The following is a 19772-nucleotide window of genomic DNA, read 5'->3' on the forward strand; positions in this document are numbered from 1 at the left end:
TGTTTTTTAAAATAACTGCGTCAATGGGCTAAACCAATAACCAGACTAAAAAATAATAGCGTGTGATGATATAAAACACTACTTAATAATATTAGGCAGTCTTAAAGCTTATTAGTCATATTACGGTATTTTACGGCCATAACCTTTATAATAGTAACAACCATGTATGAGCTCAAGAGTCGCTTGTGCAACTTAAGGTGTTTGGCGTAATAAATACTTAGTTTTGAAATAGTTATTTAATTGTTTGCCTATGGGGCAAGCGTTTGAAATAATAGCCGCCAGTTGGCATACCCTATGTGTGTTTCTTATTGCCCTATATCTATATTATTGTTGAGATGAAGAAATTATATGATCGAATTTAAAGACGTTGGTGTTCGCCGTGATGGTCGTGAATTGTTTGCAGGTGCAAGCTTTCAGCTCCATCCAGGTCACAAAGTTGGACTGACGGGCAACAACGGCACAGGCAAATCTACCTTATTTGCGCTACTACTGACGCAGATGGGTACAGGCGATACAGAGGTCACCCTTGATAAAGGTGAAATCAGTATTCCTGATAGCTGGCATGTGGCGCACATGGCGCAGGAAGTTGGTGCTACGACGCAGTCTGCAATCGATTATGTATTGAGCGGTGATGAGCAGTGGTATGAAATTAATGCTGCGCTAAATGATTTGAACAGTGTCAGTGATGAGCAAATTGGTGTGCTACACCAGCAGTTCGATGAAATCGACGGATATCGTACGCCGACCAAAGCGGCGCAAATTATGGCAGGTCTTGGTTTTAAGACTAGCCAGCATGAGCTGCCTGTAGAAGGGTTTTCTGGTGGTTGGCGTATGCGCTTAAACCTTGCCAAAACCTTGATGAGCCGTGCTGATCTGATGTTGCTCGATGAGCCAACCAACCATTTGGACTTGGATGCTATTCTGTGGCTTGAGACATGGATCAATGCCTATATGGGTCTGGTCATCGTCATCTCGCATGACCAAGCGTTTTTGGACGCAACAGTTGGTCATATCCTGCATGTAGAGCAACAAAAAATCACCCTTTATACTGGCAACTATCAGCAGTTTATCCGTACCCGTCATGAGCGTATGGCGCAGCAGCAGCAAGCGTTTGAAAAGCAAGAAGCGACAAAGGCTCACTTGGATGACTTTATTCGTCGTTTCCGTGCTAAAGCCAGTAAAGCTAAGCAAGCACAGAGCCGTATTAAACAGTTAGAGCGCATGGCAGAGCTGTCACCAATGATGGCTGATAACCCTTTCTCGTTCCAGTTCTATGAGCCAGCAAACATGAGCTCACCGCTAATTGAGCTGACCAACGCAGATATTGGCTATAGTGAGACACCGCTTCTACACAATGCCAATGTACAGGTAACCCCTGACACCCGTCTTGGCTTATTGGGTATGAACGGCGCTGGTAAATCAACGCTGATTAAAGCATTAGTCGGTGAGCTTGGCGTACTAACAGGGAAATATCGTGTTTCGGATACCCTAAAGCTAGGCTATTTCAATCAGCATCAAATGGATATCCTAGATGCCAAAGCAACGCCTATAGAGATGTTACGTCGCCTAGCGGGCAAAACCTCTGATGCGATGCTACGTTCATTCTTGGGTAGCTTTGACTTCCGCGGTGAGCGCATTGATACCCCAAGCGAGCTATTCTCAGGGGGTGAGCGCGCGCGTCTAACATTGGCATTGATCGTTTGGCAGCGTCCCAATGTTCTCGTACTTGATGAGCCGACCAACCATTTGGACTTGCAGATGCGTCAAGCATTGACGATTGCCTTACAAGGATTTAAAGGTGCAGTGGTACTGGTATCGCATGATCGAGAGTTGATTGCAAATGTCTGTGATGAGCTGTATCTGGTACACGATGGCATCATCGAAGAGTTCGATGGCGACATTGGTGACTATGGTAAGTGGCTAGCAGAGAAGCGCAAGCAAGAGAACGCATCAGATAAAAATACAGGTAAGAAAAAAAGCAAAAAAGAGAGTAAGAAGTTTGTTTCACGTGAAACAGATAATAGTCAAGTAAGCAACAAAGCATCTGATATCTCATCAAAGAGTAAGGCTGCGACGCCTGCACTTAGTAAAGAAGAGCAGCGTAAGCTAGCGGCTGAACAGCGTAAAATGACAGCACCTATCCGCCGCGAGATAGAAGAAACAGAAAAGACATTGGCTAAGATTGATAAGCAGCTTGTAACGCTTGAAGAAAAACTGGCTGATACAGAGCTGTACGAAGAGAGCCGTAAGTCTGACTTACTTGTATTGCTCAATGAGCAAACGGCGCTACAGCAGCAGCATAGTGATAATGAAGAGAAGTTACTACTATCAATGACGACTTTAGAAGAGATGGAAGCTAAGTTCGCATAAAGCATTCTAGATAGTTAGTTATATAAGCAGACATAAAAAAGGGATGGCATAAGCCATCCCTTTTTTATTACATTATTCCTTACGATATTTGCCATCACCGTACGACAGTATTTCCATCGTGGTCGTACAAAGCTGACAGTTTATTTCACCAGCAGCGGCTTTTGATAAATCAAGGATACGACCTCTAATAAAAGGTCCTCTGTCCGTGATTTTTACAACGACGCTCTGCTTTGTCTTTTGATTGGTTACTTGTACCTTCGTACCGAACGGTAACGTGCGATGTGCAGCGGTTAAAGAGTTCATGTTGAAGATACTGCCACTAGCTGTGCGCTTGCCATGAAACTTACTACCGTAATAACTGGTATTGGCTGCAAAAACTGTGGTGCTAAGTAGTAGCGATAAAGTGACAACCAAAGACTTGATTAAATAAGACATTTAATACCTTTAAGCAATTAATAAAATAGACAGATGCTCTTGCCTACGTTATCTATACTCCCTATGAGTATGAATAATAGGGGATTCTACAAGAGCTAGCTTGTCATAGTATTACTGCCGTGTAAAAAACTCACGAGGTCAAATACCTGTTTTTTAAGGAAAAATAGATATTTTTTAGCAAAAATAATGATGACGTAGGTACTAAAATTAGACTTATAAAGAGTGATTCTCATAAAGAAGCCGACAAAATATTGGAAAGCCAGCAACGTAATATAAATAGGTAATATATAAAGACCAAATCTATCGATATAGCATAATTATCGTTATGAAAGCTCAAATAGTAATAGATAATATAATGTAAAAAAACCTTGCTATATTCTTACTATTTTGTAAATAAAGAAGGTTTAGTATTATTGTAGTGCCAATAGAAAGTTGATGATTCTAGATTTTTAAGAAATCTAACTTAAGGTAAAGGTGTTCGCTTATTTACATTAGAGAATATTGTAGATATCCCTTGGCATCACTACTGGTAATATTTATATAACGGTGTTTGTTATAATTATTGCTATGATGATAAGTAGGCTACAAAAATTGCTATAGCAAAATCTAGTAGCTATTTATACCGTATCGTTTGAAATTGGCAGACTGATACCACTAATATGTTTTTATTTTGGGGAAAATAACATGGCAGAGAAAAACTACTATGACATTTTAGGGGTCAAAAAAGACGCCTCAGACGCTGATATCAAAAAAAAATACCGTAAGCTCGTTCGTCAATACCATCCCGATGTCAGTGATCATCCAGACGCTGATAATAAAATTGCAGAAATAAACAACGCTTACGAAACGATCAGAGATAAAGAAAAGCGCGCCGAATATGACGCTATGCTAAATAATCCGTTCGCGGGTCAAAGTAGATCGAGTGGGTTTGGTGGTAGTGGGCAAACTGGCGCAGGTCAAGGTGGTTTTCGCTGGGAAGATATCAAAGATCAGTTTGGTGACGGTGAGGCCTTTGGTGATGGTGGTTTTCGTTTCGATGATATTTTTTCAGCATTTGGTCGCGGCGCACGTGGGTCAGCTGGTGGGCAAACTGGCAGTCGCTCTCAAAGCAGCGGCTTCGATCAATTTGGTGGTGGCTTTGGGACGCAAGATAGCAAAGGTCAGGATCAGCATGCTGAGATTACCGTTGATTTGTCTTCAGTCTATAGTGGCGACGACTACAGCATTAAGCTAAACGTCCCTGTTCGTCAGCCCAATGGTAATGTCGACTACGACAATAAGACTCTTAAGATAAAAATCCCTAAAGGTATCACTGACGGTAAGCAAATTCGTTTAGCAGGGCAAGGTGCTGCTGGTAGCAGTAATGGCAAAAATGGCGATTTGTTTTTGAAGGTTAAAATTCGTCATGATGCCAATATTCGTATAGAAGGCGCAGACGTTTATCAAACTGTGAATATTGCACCGTGGGAAGCGGCATTGGGTGAAAAAATCAACGTCAGTACGCCAGCGGGTACGCTTGGTGTGACCATTCCTAAGAACAGCAAGTCCGGTAGCAATTTACGTCTCAAAGGCAAAGGTATCCCTGCCAAGCAAGCAGGTGACCTGTATCTAACTTTAAATATCGTCAATCCTGATGTCAGTAGTGATGCGTCGATACAGGCTTATGAGCAGCTAAAGCAAGCCTTTGCGGATATCAATATTAGTCGTTAAATAAGGTTATAAATAACTGTCATTTATTACTGAAGTAATAGACGAATAGCAGAGATGAATACGATACCGATGAAATAAAGAGAAAACGAGGATAATAGCTATGAACCACTCGACTGAATTTACAGACATCATCATGAGCTTAGATGAACTGGTCTCTGCCTGTGGCCAGGAGCGCCAATGGGTCATCGAATTAATCGAAGAAAATATCATTGAATATGATGTACCAGAGCATGAAAAATTTACTGGTTATCAGCTGACGACAGTGCGCCGTGCATCGCGATTGAGTCGTGATTTTGAAGCCAGCGTACCAGCAATTGGTTTGATACTTGAGCTGTTAGATGAAGTTGAGCAACTGCGCCAACTTAAACGTCAGATAGAGCAGCAAACACCAGTCATCGAAGTCGACATAGATAATCTAAAGTAAACTAACAATCAAGATAACGCGTAAAAAAAGGGCCCTATAAAGGCCCTTTTTTTATGTCTATATAAAACACTTCAGCAGAAATTAACGCGAATACGTCGGATCCGCTGCTGCGGTAAATAATACATCAGTAGAAGAGTTCAAAGCAGTCTCAGCTGAGTCCTGAATCACACCGATGATAAAGCCAATCGCAACTACTTGCATCGCGATATCATTTGGAATGCTAAATAAGCTAGCAGCGAGTGGAATCAATAGCAATGAACCACCAGCAACACCAGAAGCACCGCAAGCACTAATCGTAGCAACCAGACTGAGTAGCAGCGCTGATGCAAACGTCACTTCGATACCCAACGTATGAGCAGCAGCAAGCGTTAAGACGTTAATCGTAATCGCAGCACCCGCCATGTTAATGGTGGCCCCTAGTGGGATGGTCACCGAATAAGTGTCTTCATGCAATCCAAGCTTACGGGCAAGGTTCATGTTGACTGGGATATTGGCCGCTGAACTACGTGTAAAGAAGGCAGTAATTCCTGATTCGCGCAGACATCTGAACACGAGTGGATAAGGGTTCTTGCCAGTTTTGATAAGGACGATAAGCGGATTGGCAACCAACGCAATGAATAACATGCAGCTGATTAATACCATTAAGATACGTGCGTAGCCTGCCAAAGAAGCAAATCCTGTTTCAGCAACCGTGCTAGCGACTAGGCCTAAGATACCAAATGGGGCTAAAGCAATAATCCATTTAACCACTTGTGAGATGGCATCAGCGAAATCACCGACAACATTACGAGCAGTATCACTGGCTTGGCGCAATGCAAAACCGATAATAATTGCCCATGCTAAGATACCAATATAGTTGGCTTCAGCGATTGCATTGATCGGGTTAGCGACCAAGTTCATGAGCAAGTTCGTCAAGACTTCTTTTAGGTCAGCAGGTGGTACTTGCGCGATATCGGCGTTGATCAAGACCAGCTCAGTCGGGAATAAAAAGCTGGCACCGACTGCCGTTAGTGCTGCCAAAAAAGTGCCGAACATGTACATGATAAGCACCGGCTTTACGTAGACTTCATTGCCACTGCGATGTTGACTAATGGCTGCCATAACCAGAATAAACACTAGGATGGGAGCGACTGCTTTTAGTGCGCCGACAAAGAGTGTACCAAGCAACCCTATGGCGGTGCCGATACTTGGCGCCAGCCAACCAATCAATACCCCTAATACCAAACCAATAATAATAAGCGGCACCAGCCCTATACGCTGATACATCGCAATCAATGAACGCATCTGTACACCCTCAAGTCCGTTAAAAGTAAGTGAATTGTCACAACAGAAAATTTATCGAAGGATGGTAGCATTTTTTGACATATTCGCATACCGCTCATAGCAGTAGCTGTTGCGTGCAAACAGAGGGATAGTAGAGTTATAGAACTAGTATAAAAAAGAATGCAGCACTTATAGGCAAGGGCTAGCTACTCAGAATACCTCATTAATAAGAAAGCAGAATTAGGAATATATAGCGTAAGGAGTATGTTTTGCTGCAAAAATAGAAAAAGATACGAGGGAAAATAACCGGCAGAGCTACACCTTAAAGTGGGTCAGATCGTAACCTAATTGCTGGTAGGCTTTATATTTATTGCGACCTTCTTGTGTACTTGTGGCATCAGGTAGGATCAGCTCAAGGACTCGAGAGGGTTTTGAATTATTGGTAGCAGTCATAAAATCGTTGACGGGACGTGTCGTCGTATTGAGCACGATACCATTAAAATTTGCTGGCATATGATTGCCTAGCAGTACAGGCGCTAATGATTTATGAGCAACAATGTTGATGTTGCTATCATCAGTACCTCTATCATTGGTACTTTTATTGTCAGTATCAGAAAGACATTGATGCGGTATAAAACTCGTGGACTCTTGTGCCCAAAGTGCCGTATCTAGATTTGATAGTAATGTCTCGTCTTCAATTAAAATCAGCAAAGACTGAGCGCTTTTGTTAAGCGCCGTCTGAGTCAGCTGACAAATAAAGCCCAAGAAATCTTGGGCCTTACTTTCACTTAATACATAAAAACTAATTTTCATAAATGGATTAAGCCATCTCTGCGCTGTTTTTTAGATATTGCATAAACAGTGGTACAGGACGTCCAGTGGCTGCTTTGTCTTTGCCTGAGTTCCATGCAGTACCAGCAATGTCTAAATGGGCCCATGCTTGACCTTCTTCAATGAAACGCGACAAGAAGCAGGCGGCAGTTACCGCGCCAGCACCTTTACCACCGATGTTTTGCATATCAGCGATTGGTGAGTCAAGCTGAGCTTGATATTCATCATCCAAAGGCATATGCCAAATAAGATCGCCTGATAGGTTACTGGCATTTTCTAAATCAAACAGGACATCTTCATCATTACTAAATACTGCTGAACGAACATGACCTAGTGCAACCACACAAGCGCCAGTCAAGGTGGCAACATCGATGATGGCTTTTGGCTGATAGCGCTGCACGTAGCACAAGGTATCTGCTAGTACTAAACGACCTTCAGCATCAGTATTTAAGATTTCGACTGATTTACCATTCATCGCTTTGACGATATCGCCTGGACGTGTTGCATCACCTGATGGCATGTTTTCAGCACAGGCTAGCGCACCAACGACGTTGATTGGTAGACGAGCTTCGCACAACGCTTTGATTGTACCAAGTACTGACGCCGAACCACCCATGTCAAACTTCATCTCATCCATCGCCGCACCTGGCTTGATTGAGATACCGCCTGAATCAAAGGTTACGCCTTTACCGACTAATACGATAGGTGCGTCGTCATTGGTCGCTTGTGCATGGTCATTGCTATTTTTGCTTGCATTTTTAGCTGACTTTTTGGTTGGTAGTTTATCGGCCAATGCCTTTAGACCACTCACTTTTGCGTTGCTAGTGGTGTGCTCGGTAGTGCCTGCATTTGAACTAAATTCTGATTTACCACGGTACTCCATGAGTACCAGTTTACCTTCTTTGGTAGAGCCTTGTGCAACGGCCAAGAAGCAATGCATACCTAGCGCTGACATCTCGTCCTCACCTAGTACCTTCACGGTTAATAGGTCAGGGTAAGTTTTTGCAAGTTCTTGAGCTTGTTCAGCCATGTAAGCTGGGAAGCATATATTGCCAGGTTCATTGGCCACATCACGAGTGAGGCTCTGACCAGCAAATACTGACTGAGCAAATGCTAGCGCAGGCTGTAGTGACTCATCAGCTAACAGGTAAACATCAGTCAATACAGGCGTGGCTTGCTCAGATTTATATTTATCAAAGCGGTAGCTAGCTGCCAACAGATTAAGGGCAAATTGACCAAAATGATTTTCTTCTAAAGCATCGCCTAATGCGACCGTGATAGAGGCCACGCGTTTTTGCGTACTGTTATAAATGGTATTGGCGATTTTTTGCAGTACGGTGTTGTTAAACTTATCAGTGTTACCTACACCGACCAATAGCAGTTGAACAGGGTTTTGCTTAGTGGTTTTTTTGTCACCTGCCAATGCATAGTCGGCAACAGTCTCACCCAGTGAGCCTTTGAAGTGTGACACTTCAATCAGCTGCTCAATACGGGCAGTATAGTCAGTCAGTGCTGATTCAGCTAAGATATTTTTCTTACTGTCAATTAAAACAACCAAGCAAGCGCTGTCTTTACTGTTGGCTTCTTTTTTTAGAATCTTTTGGGTATGTGTCTTTGGCAGATGCTGAGATAATTTGATATTCATACAGTTATCCTTATTAGCGTTATGATGATTATAACGTTCGTGTATTGCTTATGATTATTAGAGTATTTGGTCTATTGAGCAATCACGATAGTGTAGCATATTGCAATATTGCTATGCAGTTAGCAAAGCTTAAGTAAAAAGGTTTGAGCTAGGTTACTGCGTCCACTCATCTAAACCTTTGATGGTGATATCAGAGGCTTATTCAAGTGCATAGTTTACGTGGATAATGACTAAATCGGCTGTTCTAGCCAGTTAATCATTTGGCCACCTAGCAATTTAGTTACTTAGCAACTAGGCAACTTAGTCATTGACCAATTCATCGGTCGTTACCATCGCGGCAAATCTATCTTGTAATGCCGCCATCGCTGTATCATGCATCACCTCAGCGCTGATAGCATCTCTTTTGGCACTAGGCAAGTCACGTGTGGCACAGGCATCGTGGCAAACAAAACTATCGAAGCCTAGATCAAATGCTGCGCGGGCAGTTGAGCTAACGCACATATGGCTCATAAAACCCGCAAAAATAATTTGCTGCTTTGACGCTGATGTAATCAATGACTGTAGCTGCGTATCATGAAAAGCATTTGGGTGTTTTTTGGCAATCACTGTCTCGCCATCATGTGGTTGTAGTTGCTCAACAATCTCGACCTTAGACGATAAAGGGTCGAATACATTGCCGTTTTCTGCGCCATGATGCGTAATGTGAAAAATCGGAATGTCTTGCTGACGGGCTTTATCAAGTAACAGGCGTGCATTTGAGATGGCTGTTGCACCTGCTTGCCCCAATGGCATCGCACCGTCGACGTACTCGTTTTGATAATCAATTAAAACAAGCGCAGCGTTTGACCAGTCGAGTGTGTCGAAAGCGCCACCAGCGAGTTCGAGTAAGGTAGCGGGGTTGGTTGTGGTTTTATTCATTAGTATTATTCTCCATTTGACGATATAAATATATTTTTCTATCGGTCAGTCTAGCAATTAATAACAGAGATAAATGTTCGATGATACGAATGACAAACAAACCTTTCTAAAATAAATAAAGCAAAAACTTAACGCCATAAATACTATCAATTCGATGCAATTTAAGGTTTTAGCAATTATTCATCCAATAATTGCTATATTTGTTACTTACTGTCAATAATGCGCTCTCAGCAAGGTGTAGGTAATGTTTTCAAACACATTTCACAGCCATTTTTGGGCAAAACATGCTAGCATTAGCGGTTATATCTGTCGCTTGTGTTTATTGAGTATGACTAACCAGTCGCTTAGTGACGTTTACCGTTATTTGAGTATTTAAATGACTCATATCATGCTGGTGATATGTCGTCGTACGACCTAAATATTCAATAAGCTTATCACCAATTGCGCACATACCAACCGTTTAAGAGTACCCATTGTGATATTACGCCGCTACATGACACAACAAGTTGCCTCGACCACTGCCTTAGTGTTGGGGTTTTTGGTAGTGATGATGCTCGGCGGTCGTTTGATACGCTATTTTGGCATTGCTGCTGAAGGTCGTTTGGACGTCAGCCTACTGTTTACGATCATTGGGTATAACCTACCGTATTTTTTAGAGCTGATATTACCGTTAGCATTCTTTATCGCTTTGATGCTGGTATTTGGTCGCTTGTATGTCGATCAAGAAATGGCAGTGATCAATGCTAGTGGCGTGTCTCGAGGTCGGCTTGCTCGATTGATGACACCATTAATATTAGCGTTGTTCGTCGGCGAAGCGGCGCTATCTGTCGTTGGTAAGCCTTGGGGCGTACGCTCGTCTGAGGCTGTGTGGCAGCAGCAAGCATTGACCAGTGCGTTCGACTTGATTCGTCCGAACGAGTTTATCAGTAGCGGTAATTATCATTTATATGTGGGTAGTCTCAGCGATGATAAGAAAAAGTTGCAAGATGTGATATTGATACAATCAGAACCTGCTAAAAAAGGTGGTGCTGCTGAAGATGTCGATGCTAATGTCAATGCTACTAATATGAATAACACGATTGACAGCGAAACAGCTGAACAAATTGGCATCTCTGATATTCCAAAAGATATTATAAGTAGTGGTGCAAAGGACATCAGCAAAGACACGATCACGTTGGCTAAGCGTGCTGAGCAAGTAGATACTGGCAATAGCGGCGTGACCCAGTTGGATTTGTTCCAAGGACGTCGTTACGAAGTTGGCGCAGGCAGTCTCAAATATAATCAAGTCGCTTTTGATCGCTATCGCATCACCTTGACTGAGTCTTCGCAAGAAGTTATCACCGAAGACAATATTGAAACGCAACAGATTGGACCATTGTGGCAAGCCGCCACGAGTAGCTCACCATCAGGCACGAATAGTACAATGCGTGCTGCACAAGGTGAGCTTGGCTACCGTTTGGCGCTACCATGGCTGATGATTATCGCGCCTATGTTGGCCGTGCCACTGGCGCAAGTCCGTCCGCGTCAAGGACGTTGGCTGCGCTTGTTCCCTTCTATCTTATTATTTGTCAGCTGTGCATTAGGTATCATCTCGCTCAAAAACGCAGTGAGCAAAGACAGCATCAGCGTATGGGCGTATGCATGGCTTATCTTAGGATTTATGGCATTGGCGCTTTATATGAATTGGGGTAGCCGTGTGCAACATCGATTGCGCTTTCGCAAACAAGAAAATAGGCTAGCCGCTGCCGCAACTAGTTCAGTTAGCGACATCGATAATCAGAACAACAGCTCACAAGGAGGGCAGTCTTAATGCGCTCTTTATTTGCTAAGTCAGCCAAGTCTAATCAATTGGCTAAAAAACCTGCCAATCTAAAAGTCCTCAGTCGTTATGTTAAACTCAACGCTCTATTGGCTATTATCGCTGCCGTTATTGGCTTATGGGCGTTGCAGCTGATTTTTTCTTACTTATCAGAGCTTGATTCGTTAGATGATAACTACACCATGGGCGAGGCGCTCAAATATATCTTTTATCGTTCGCCATACTTTTTAGAGCAATTTATCCCAACGGGTGCGCTATTGGGTGCTGTTATTGGCTTAGGTTTGCTAGCTAATAAAAGTGAGCTGGTCGTCATGCGCGCGGCTGGGGTCAGTATCTATCGCATCGTCGGCTGGGTATTGCAGCCCGCTTTGATATTTGTACTGTTGGCCTTGGCTATTAATCAGTTCGTTCTACCGTCTTCTAATCAGTTGGCAAAACAGATTAATGATGAGGACAGTACCTCACTGGTCACTTCGGTACGCGGCTACTGGACGACACAACCACGATTCGAAACCGCAGAAGATGGCAGTGCTACACCTGATGGTAGCGACGTTTTATATATTGATTATGCTGATGTAGCAGGCAATATTGGCGAAGTGAAACGCTGGCATTTGGATAACAACGGAAATTTGCAAACCGCTGTCCATGCGGAAGGTGGAAAGTATACTGGCCGTGAACCAATTGATGTGAACAGTGAAAAGCCAAGCGAGCAGTATCGTTACGAGTGGCAGCTAAATGATATGGTTGAGCTCTCTATCAATCAGGGCTTTGAGAGTAGCCAAGCTATTTCACCATCAGATACGTTAAGCTTACCTTTTGCCCCAGAGTCTGTGTATCTACTGACGCGCAAGGCAGAGGATTTGTCTCTGACGCAACTATACGAGCATCGTCAGTTTATGCGAGGGCAGGGCAAGCGCTCCTTAGATCATGAAGTCGCATTTTGGCAAAAACTGCTATCGCCTTTGTCGATATTATCATTGGTAATCGTTGCTTGCTCGTTTGTCTTTGGCTCACTACGGACGCACAGCTTAGGCTTACGTATCGTCGTGGCATTGCTGTTTGGATTGCTATTCAGCTATATTCAGGACTTGGTCGGCTTCGTATCACTAGCGACAGGTTTTTCGCCTATGCTGATGGTGTTATTACCGATTATCGGCAGCGCGCTATTGGGTGGATATTTGATAAAACGCCAGATGTAAAAAGACAGTTGGTCATACCAAATAAAAAGCACGCTAAATCTAATTTAGCGTGCTTTTTTATGTCGATTTCAATTTGAGCCTCAGTTTAAATGGCTGAAACTCAATCAGGCAAAGCTAAAACTAGTCTTTGGTCGCCATCGTAATCGTATAGGTTTTACCTTGTTTGATTTTGTCGCTATTGCCAAACACTTCGGTAAACGAGCGTTTCACAAATTGGCGCAGACCGTTGATGGTCACCACGTAAAAACGTCCACCTTTACGCATGCGTGCATAGGCATCGAGGAAGTATAAATAATGCTGCTCTTTACCGACTTTGGCTGGCAAGTTCGACATCACAAGGCTAAAGTCTTTGTCTTTTGCCACATGATTAAAGCCATTTGATAAATGCACATCGACATTGTTTAGACCATTTTTCTCACAGTTACGACGTGCGTATTCTACTGCCATAAAATCTTTATCAATCAGCGTATGCTGACCATTCGGACATTCACGCGCTGCCGTCATACCAAGTACACCATAACCACAGCCCAAATCAATCGAATCATCATCTTGCTCAAAATCTACATAATCAAGCAGCATCAAGCTACCATCATCGAGCTTTTGCGGTGAAAAAATGCCCCACGTGGTCGCAAAATCAAACGGCTTACCCAGCACTTCTTGGCGAAAATTGATATCTTCGCGCCAGTGTTCGGCGTTTTTTAATAGGTCAGCAGGTGGTCTATGGCTCATGGGATTCTCGGATAATAGATAGGAAAAAGGTAGTGCGCAGCCCATTTAGGCAGCATGTATATCATGACGCACTTTAATAAGGGTATTGTAACGAGAAAAGGATGGGTTTGCAGCTATCTATTTCTAGAACTGCATTTTGCTATATCGCAAAAAATTCTAAGAAAAATGTTAGAGACATTAGATAAGAGGCATCGCTTAAGATAGAATCAAATTTAACCTGATAGTCGCTAAGTATTATTTATGCCAGACATTATATTCGTATCTAAAGTAGACTTCTGGCTTGGACTGCTACTCTGGGGTTTGAGTTTATTTACTGTGACTGTTCCATTATGGCAGTGGCAGCGAGGTGCTCACAAATCTTTCATACAAACTATATTAATGACGGTTATTCTCATCCCTTTTGCCGCACTAATGCTCATCCCTTTTTTCGGTACTGAGTACATATTAACGAATGACCAACTACAAGTAGATAGTGGGTTCTCTGTTCAAAAAATTGAGATTACAGATATTACCTACATTACGCCGACTCGAAGTATGAGTTCTGCGCCAGCACTATCATTGGATAGGATTAAAATATCATATCAAGATGAAGAAATACTAATTTCACCAAAAGACAAATCACGTTTTTATCGCGAGATACAGGCACGTAATCCTAGAATAGTGATAGATACTGCAGGCGAATAGAGTGGCATTATAGTTAGCCGCATTCAGCTATACATCGTTCCTGATATTGAATTTTTTTCGAAACTACTTCCCCAGACTCTTCTTCAGTAAATGATCAAATATAAATGGCCCAAATGGTAAAAACGAGCCAAGCACGCCAGCAGGTAGCGCCCAAAGCGGCATTTTTATTCTGCTCGCCGTAATGATTAGCACCACGACATAGGCAACGAATAATACCCCGTGCACTGGACCGACATAGCTTACCGCTTCTGGAATATCGAACATATATTTGAGTGGCATCGCGATACCAAGTAACAATAGAAAAGACGTGCCTTCTAAATAACCCATGATAGTAAGGTTTCGGAGGGCGAAGTTTTGACGCTTCGTTAAGGCAGACGGTTGAGCTTGCGACACGATATATTCCTCTTACAATCATCAATAATATTAGATTTCAATGCTGCCTATATGGCAAGGCTACCCACGTGGATGATGCTCAGCATGTAATTTCTGCAATCTCGCTGTTGCCACATGAGTATAGATTTGCGTGGTGGATAAATCGCTATGTCCTAGCAATAACTGCACACTACGCAAGTCTGCACCATGATTGAGCAAATGCGTGGCAAAGGCGTGACGTAGCGTATGCGGGGATAACTCTTTATCGATACTGGCAACTTTGGCGTACTTCTTAAGTAGATACCAAAAGTTCTGCCGCGTCATATAGCCACCTTGCGCCGTCAAAAATACCGCTTGGCAATTGCCTGATTTTAAATGAGCAATCAAGTCGCCACGCCCATGAGACAGATAATCTTCCAATGCATCCGCTGCATATTCGCCGAGGGGCACCAATCGCGTTTTATTGCCTTTCCCCGTGATTTGTAGCCAGCCTGAGTTTAGATTCACTTGCTCTAATGAGAGGTTAATCAACTCACTCACCCGCAGACCGCAGGCATAAAGCACTTCTAGCATGGCTTTGTCACGCAGTCCAAGTGCCGTACTGGTATCAGGTGCGGCAAGTAGATTATCGACATCCGCCTCGGCTAAGTCTTTTGGCAGCGGACGTCCGAGTTTTGGACTTTTGATACGCTCACAAGGATTGTCCTCACGCAGATTACTGGCAATCATCCATAGGTAAAACTGACGCAAGCTTGAGAGCATACGCGCTTGGGTACGTGGGGTTTTGCCATCTTTAGCAAGGAGCGACAGACAGTGCAGCACATCATCAGGCTGCCAACGTGTCAGGGCGATAGGGTTGGTCAGCTCGCAAGAGCGCAGGTCACGGACGTACGCATTACGAGTACGCGTCGCTAGACCTCGCGCCAGCATGGCTTGACGAAACTCAGTCATATAAGCTGGCTCATCATCGACCGCCAATGCTTTAGGCTGTCGTTGTTGCACGGCACGATCACGGCTCATAGGACGATACTCAGGTAGGGGTTAAGTTAGCGATGACAGATAATTATTAAAATAATGCCAAACCTATCATGCCATTTTTTTCTTAACCAGATAGCGATACAGTGTTACGCTCGCAGGCGTATCATCATCGCTATCGATGGTGATTTCATCAGGATCAGCGTCTAAGCTCACGTTTTCAGCCAATGTTTCTTGACCGATTAGCTCATGACCCAAATGACGACAGAAATTTGGAATATCGCGCGTAGTAGCAGGATCTGTCGCCAATATTTCAATCACTTCACCGCCATCTGCTTTGCGAATGACGCGATGTAGCATCATGACGGGCTCAGGACAGATCAGTCCTTGAGTATCTAAGTGATGGTGGATAGGCGTATCTGGTATCGAAGTGGTCATAGTCATTATCGTAACGCTAAATAAGTGAGTTTGAGGGTAAGTAGTTTGCTTAAGTACTTATCGTGGCGTACTTTGTCGATCGTCTATGCTTCAGTACTTTCAGCCTCTTCGTCGGCATCAGGTACATCAGCTACTTCTAAAAAGCTAAAAAATCGCTTAAAACTTACTTTAAATAAAAATGCCACGCCCAGCCAACAAGATAGTCCTAACCATGCAGTATCGGCAAAAATTAATCCACCAACCAATATAATGGTCGATACGCCAAGACTCATGGCAATCATCGACGGTTGATTTAAGCGATAGCGATAAACGACCAATGCATCATAAATAGTAATGGGTATCGTGAGGGCTACGAGGGCGTAGGGTAAATTATAAAATAATTGATAAAGCAGCTGGTTATCATGGAAGGCTTTGATACTAGCAATCGTGCCAAAGACCACAAATGCAAAAATAGCCGCATAAATGAGATAAATCGCTATTTGGTTGGCACGCTGTGCGCCTTTAATACGGGCAATAGCAAGTGGAGCAAAACCATGCTGTGACTTATGTTGCGAAGATTGGTCTGAGACAGTGGTCATAGTAATCAGTCATTTATCCGTTGAGAGGTATGATGTATCGAAGTAACATTATAGCCGCACACGTGTCTTTTACCTATTTGGCTGCTTTATTCTGCTTTGATTGCATCGATAGCGATACTGCTATTAGGATCAGCAAAATAGGTCGACATCAGAATACAAGCGGAGATATCATCGATTGGGTCGCGTTCGTTTTTGATCCAACCATTGTCCCATGCGATTTCTCTTGCTTCGATTGAAGTCAGCCGCTCATCACACAGTGATACGGTCACTGGCAGATGTTGCTCCATCACTCTATGGGCCAGACGACGAGCGAATTTGTGCGCTCGTTTTGAAAGCATGGAGCTAGTGCCATCCATATTAAGCGGTAGACCAACCACGACTTGCGCCACGCCCCAGACTTTGATGATACCAATTAAGTTGTCCCAATCTGGCTGGCCGTTATTCATTGCCAAAATGTCAAAGGCACGTGCCGTCTGTGTGATGGTATTACCGAGCGCCATACCCATCTTTTTGACGCCGTAGTCTAGCGCCAAAATAAGATGTGGCTTTACTTCTGGCTCAATAGTTTCAGCAGTGATATTGCTATCGTTATCCAGAGTATCAATATCAATGTCATTATCTATAGCGTCTGTGCTACTGGCTGTCAAAGTGCTATCTACCATAGTAATGGGTGTCCTTTATGTTTTTATCTAAATTCGCAGAGCGTATGATATTACGCATGACCTATGTCACTACTAAGGTAGTCAAAGTTGACTCCGATTTTGTCGGCTGCAATTTGCCAGCGTTCTTCAAACGGTGTATCAAATAATAAGTTCAGATCAGCGGGGCAGACTAACCAATCACCATTACTGAGCTCTTGGTCTAGCTGTTTTTTGCCCCAGCTGGCATGTCCTAGACACAGCTGATAGTGACCAACACCTTGCCCTGCGGCAATACGCTTTAGAATATCTTGGCTAGTCGTGATGCAAACGTTCTCTGAAATAGCAAAAGAAGACGCCCATTCTGGCTGACCAGTATGCAGCACAAAGCCGACCTCAGGATACATAGGGCCGCCCTCTAATGCCACATCTTCCATCACCTGCGGATTGGTCACTTCAATATCTAAATCTTCTAGCAGCTTACCTACGCGAGATTGCTCGAGCGGACGATTGACCATCAGACCTAGTGCACCATGCTTGTCATGACGGCAAATATATATAAGTGCCTGCTCAAACCTTGGGTCTGACAGCTCTGGTGCTGCAATCAAAAAATGATGGGTCAAATTGGTTTTAGACATAGAAACAAATGCAACCTAATAATAAGGGTGAAAGACTACTATATGGTGATAATCAACAGAAAAGCAAGATTCGCACTAATTGCTACTGACCATCATACAGACTCAGATAACCATCCGTTTTGATGAAAACGAACGTTTATTTAACGTTAGATAGGTCAGGTAGAGCGTTATTTAACATCGGATAATAAGCTGCGGGCATGATCGCGCGTGACATCGGTAATAATGACACCACCAGACATACGCGCTAGCTCGTCTACTTGTGCACTGTTGGTCAGTATGAGTAGCTCGCTTTCGGTCTGTTCTTGATGGTGCTTTTGTACCAAGATATGTTGATGCGCTTGCGCTGCGACTTGTGCTTGGTGTGTGATGGCTAGCAATTGCTGTGTTTGCCCAAGTGAGCGTAGCAGCTCACCGACCACTTGCGCAGTACCGCCACTGATACCAACATCGACTTCATCAAATACTAGCATCGGCTTAGCGGCATTATTATCGGCATTGGTCGCTTGCAGCACTTGCATCACCAGTGCCATTCGTGACAGCTCACCGCCTGAGGCAATCTTATGTAATGGCTGCATAGGCATACCGACGTTGGCGCTAAATAATAAATCGATATCATAGCAACCTTGCGCACTATATTGGCTGGCATCGGCTTTTTTGGTAAAGACAAACTCGCAGCGGGCATTGGGTAGCGCGAGCGGTTGTAGTTGCTGCATTAATTGTTTGCTGACGATCGGCGCGGCTTTCGAGCGCTCTTTATTTAGCTGAGCGGCGAATGCAAGATAGTCTTGCCAAGCTTGTTCAATTTGTGCCGCCATCGCATCGCTACTTGGCTCGTTTTCTAACTGCTCTAATTGCGCTTCCCACCCCTTTGCTTCATCGATTAAGTCGCTCGTTGGCAAGCTATGCTTACGTGATAAGCGATGACCTAAGCTGATTAGGTTGTCTAATGTCTGTAAGCGTTCAGGATCAGGTAGCTGCTGTTCAGCATAATCTGATAGCAGGGCAGTCACTTCAGTGATTTGCTGCTGTGCTAGATGGAGCTGTTCAGAAGCTTGTTCAAACGTTTGACTGACGCTTACTTGATTGTCGCAGAGTTTGATTACTTGCCCGAGCAAGGTCATTACATCTGGCTCATCGGTATCGTTGTCGAGCAGATGCAAGCCATGGCTGGCCTCTTGCATTAAGGCTTCAATATTAGAGAGCTCCTCGTGCTCAGATTCAACTTCTGCATAGTCCACAGCCAATAGAGGGGTGATGTCTGCCAGTTGGCTTTGTAAAAGTTGAATACGATCTTGACGTTGAGCCTCACGGCTCGCAATATCGTCAGCATGGCGTTTGAGCTGCTGGTAAGCTTGATAGCTACTGGCGGTTTGTATGGCTAATGGCGTGATTTGTGCCATCTCGTCGAGCCATTGCACCACAAACTGCGGCTTGAGGAGCGCTTGCTGAGCGTGCTGACTATGGATATTAACTAACAATGCACCTAAGCTCTTGAGCTCCGCCAAGCTGACAGGCGTGCCATTTAACCACGCTTTTGAGCGTCCGGTATTGCTGAGCTGACGACGAATGAGGACTTCAGGTTCTTCTAATGGTCTATCATTTTTGGCAAACCAATCAGCGATGACGGTATTGTTTTCTACGTCAAACTGCGCATAAATATCGGCTTGCGCCGCCCCGTGTCTGACCATCGCACTGTCTGCGCGCTCACCAACACATAAAGACAGCGCATCCAATAATAATGACTTGCCAGCACCGGTCTCACCCGTGATGACATTGAAGCCTTCAGCCACACTCAGCTCATGCTGAGCGATCAACGCAAACTGATGTAAAGTTAATGATACTAGCATCAACGCCTCTCATGACAGACAATAGACTTCATATACATCTTAAGAAGCCATATATAAAATAGGGTAGATAAGGGAATGAAATTATTCATTTAACCGTGTTAATGAGATAAATATTATAGGCAAATAGTATGGTGTTAAACGCGCTTAAATACAAACTTTCAAGCGATATATAATAGATTTTATTGTTGGAAGATTACCATAAAAATGTCAAAGACTGGCTATGAGTCATCATCATAATATTCACAATATCAATCATTAA

19 protein-coding genes are annotated in these 19772 nt (G+C 43.6%); 6 read left to right on the forward strand and 13 right to left on the reverse strand.

The annotated features are described in order from the left end of the window. The first annotated feature begins 348 nt into the window (after positions 1 to 348). Positions 349 to 2370: an ATP-binding cassette domain-containing protein gene (locus JMY00_RS04300; RefSeq protein ID WP_201579247.1), complete on the forward strand. Its 2022-nt coding sequence runs from the start codon at positions 349 to 351 to the stop codon at positions 2368 to 2370. Positions 2371 to 2442: 72 nt separating this feature from the next. Here JMY00_RS04300 and JMY00_RS04305 read toward each other — a convergent pair whose 3' ends face one another. Next, entirely contained in the window at positions 2443 to 2805 is a 363-nt protein-coding gene (locus JMY00_RS04305) for a septal ring lytic transglycosylase RlpA family protein (protein ID WP_057757673.1), read from the reverse strand. A 684-nt stretch (positions 2806 to 3489) separates the two neighbouring features. Here JMY00_RS04305 and JMY00_RS04310 point away from each other — a divergent pair. Both JMY00_RS04310 and JMY00_RS04315 read left to right on the forward strand, forming a co-directional pair. Continuing rightward, positions 3490 to 4515, forward strand: a complete 1026-nt coding sequence (locus tag JMY00_RS04310; protein WP_201579248.1) for a DnaJ C-terminal domain-containing protein — start codon at positions 3490 to 3492, stop codon at positions 4513 to 4515. Positions 4516 to 4615: 100 nt separating this feature from the next. After that, a complete protein-coding gene (locus JMY00_RS04315; RefSeq protein WP_102083164.1) occupies positions 4616 to 4939 on the forward strand; it encodes a chaperone modulator CbpM in 324 nt (107 codons plus the stop codon). Between the two features lie 81 nt (positions 4940 to 5020). Here the strand turns inward: JMY00_RS04315 and sstT are convergent, their stop codons facing one another. The 4 genes from sstT to JMY00_RS04335 form a co-directional block, all read right to left on the reverse strand. Next, positions 5021 to 6223, reverse strand: coding sequence for a serine/threonine transporter SstT (gene sstT, locus JMY00_RS04320; RefSeq protein WP_057757687.1), 1203 nt, complete (start codon positions 6221 to 6223; stop codon positions 5021 to 5023). A gap of 294 nt (positions 6224 to 6517) precedes the next feature. Continuing rightward, entirely contained in the window at positions 6518 to 7015 is a 498-nt protein-coding gene (locus JMY00_RS04325) for a DNA polymerase III subunit chi (protein ID WP_201579249.1), read from the reverse strand. Positions 7016 to 7022: 7 nt separating this feature from the next. Beyond that, a complete protein-coding gene (locus tag JMY00_RS04330; protein WP_201579250.1) occupies positions 7023 to 8678 on the reverse strand; it encodes a leucyl aminopeptidase in 1656 nt (551 codons plus the stop codon). Positions 8679 to 8978: 300 nt separating this feature from the next. Continuing rightward, positions 8979 to 9596 carry a cysteine hydrolase family protein gene (locus JMY00_RS04335; RefSeq protein ID WP_201579251.1) on the reverse strand — a complete coding sequence of 206 codons (618 nt, stop codon included), beginning with the start codon at positions 9594 to 9596 and terminating at the stop codon, positions 8979 to 8981. A 493-nt stretch (positions 9597 to 10089) separates the two neighbouring features. Here JMY00_RS04335 and lptF point away from each other — a divergent pair, with 493 nt between their 5' ends. Further along, complete coding sequence (gene lptF, locus JMY00_RS04340; RefSeq protein ID WP_201579252.1) at positions 10090 to 11406, forward strand: LPS export ABC transporter permease LptF; 1317 nt, start codon at positions 10090 to 10092, stop codon at positions 11404 to 11406. Further along, a complete protein-coding gene (gene lptG, locus JMY00_RS04345; protein WP_201579253.1) occupies positions 11406 to 12614 on the forward strand; it encodes an LPS export ABC transporter permease LptG in 1209 nt (402 codons plus the stop codon). The genes lptF and lptG overlap by 1 nt, the downstream gene beginning before the upstream one ends. 120 nt (positions 12615 to 12734) lie before the next feature. Here lptG and JMY00_RS04350 read toward each other — a convergent pair whose 3' ends face one another. Next, complete coding sequence (locus JMY00_RS04350) at positions 12735 to 13343, reverse strand: methyltransferase (RefSeq protein WP_101204678.1); 609 nt, start codon at positions 13341 to 13343, stop codon at positions 12735 to 12737. A gap of 240 nt (positions 13344 to 13583) precedes the next feature. Between JMY00_RS04350 and JMY00_RS04355 the strand changes: the two genes are divergently transcribed. Continuing rightward, on the forward strand, positions 13584 to 14027 hold the full coding sequence (locus JMY00_RS04355) for a PH domain-containing protein (RefSeq protein ID WP_201579254.1): 444 nt from the start codon (positions 13584 to 13586) through the stop codon (positions 14025 to 14027). A gap of 63 nt (positions 14028 to 14090) precedes the next feature. Here the strand turns inward: JMY00_RS04355 and JMY00_RS04360 are convergent, their stop codons facing one another. The 7 genes from JMY00_RS04360 to recN all read right to left on the reverse strand — a co-directional run bounded on the left by JMY00_RS04360 (position 14091) and on the right by recN (position 19513). Further along, positions 14091 to 14420 carry a DUF3817 domain-containing protein gene (locus JMY00_RS04360; RefSeq protein WP_240990648.1) on the reverse strand — a complete coding sequence of 110 codons (330 nt, stop codon included), beginning with the start codon at positions 14418 to 14420 and terminating at the stop codon, positions 14091 to 14093. A gap of 60 nt (positions 14421 to 14480) precedes the next feature. Beyond that, a complete protein-coding gene (gene xerD / locus JMY00_RS04365; protein ID WP_114701433.1) occupies positions 14481 to 15419 on the reverse strand; it encodes a site-specific tyrosine recombinase XerD in 939 nt (312 codons plus the stop codon). A gap of 66 nt (positions 15420 to 15485) precedes the next feature. Then, the gene (gene tusA / locus JMY00_RS04370; RefSeq protein ID WP_114701432.1) at positions 15486 to 15812 is read right to left on the reverse strand and encodes a sulfurtransferase TusA; all 327 of its coding nucleotides are present in this window, start codon (positions 15810 to 15812) and stop codon (positions 15486 to 15488) included. A gap of 83 nt (positions 15813 to 15895) precedes the next feature. After that, positions 15896 to 16390 (reverse strand): hypothetical protein, encoded by a 495-nt coding sequence (locus JMY00_RS04375; protein WP_201579255.1) that lies wholly within the window; start codon positions 16388 to 16390, stop codon positions 15896 to 15898. An 86-nt stretch (positions 16391 to 16476) separates the two neighbouring features. Continuing rightward, positions 16477 to 17052, reverse strand: coding sequence for a Holliday junction resolvase RuvX (gene ruvX / locus JMY00_RS04380; RefSeq protein ID WP_201579256.1), 576 nt, complete (start codon positions 17050 to 17052; stop codon positions 16477 to 16479). A 50-nt stretch (positions 17053 to 17102) separates the two neighbouring features. Further along, positions 17103 to 17666: a YqgE/AlgH family protein gene (locus JMY00_RS04385; RefSeq protein WP_101204671.1), complete on the reverse strand. Its 564-nt coding sequence runs from the start codon at positions 17664 to 17666 to the stop codon at positions 17103 to 17105. A 167-nt stretch (positions 17667 to 17833) separates the two neighbouring features. Continuing rightward, a complete protein-coding gene (gene recN, locus JMY00_RS04390; protein WP_201579257.1) occupies positions 17834 to 19513 on the reverse strand; it encodes a DNA repair protein RecN in 1680 nt (559 codons plus the stop codon). Between the last annotated feature and the right edge of the window lie 259 nt (positions 19514 to 19772).

The sequence above is a fragment of the Psychrobacter sp. Pi2-52 genome (assembly GCF_904846705.1).
GTDB lineage: Bacteria > Pseudomonadota > Gammaproteobacteria > Pseudomonadales > Moraxellaceae > Psychrobacter.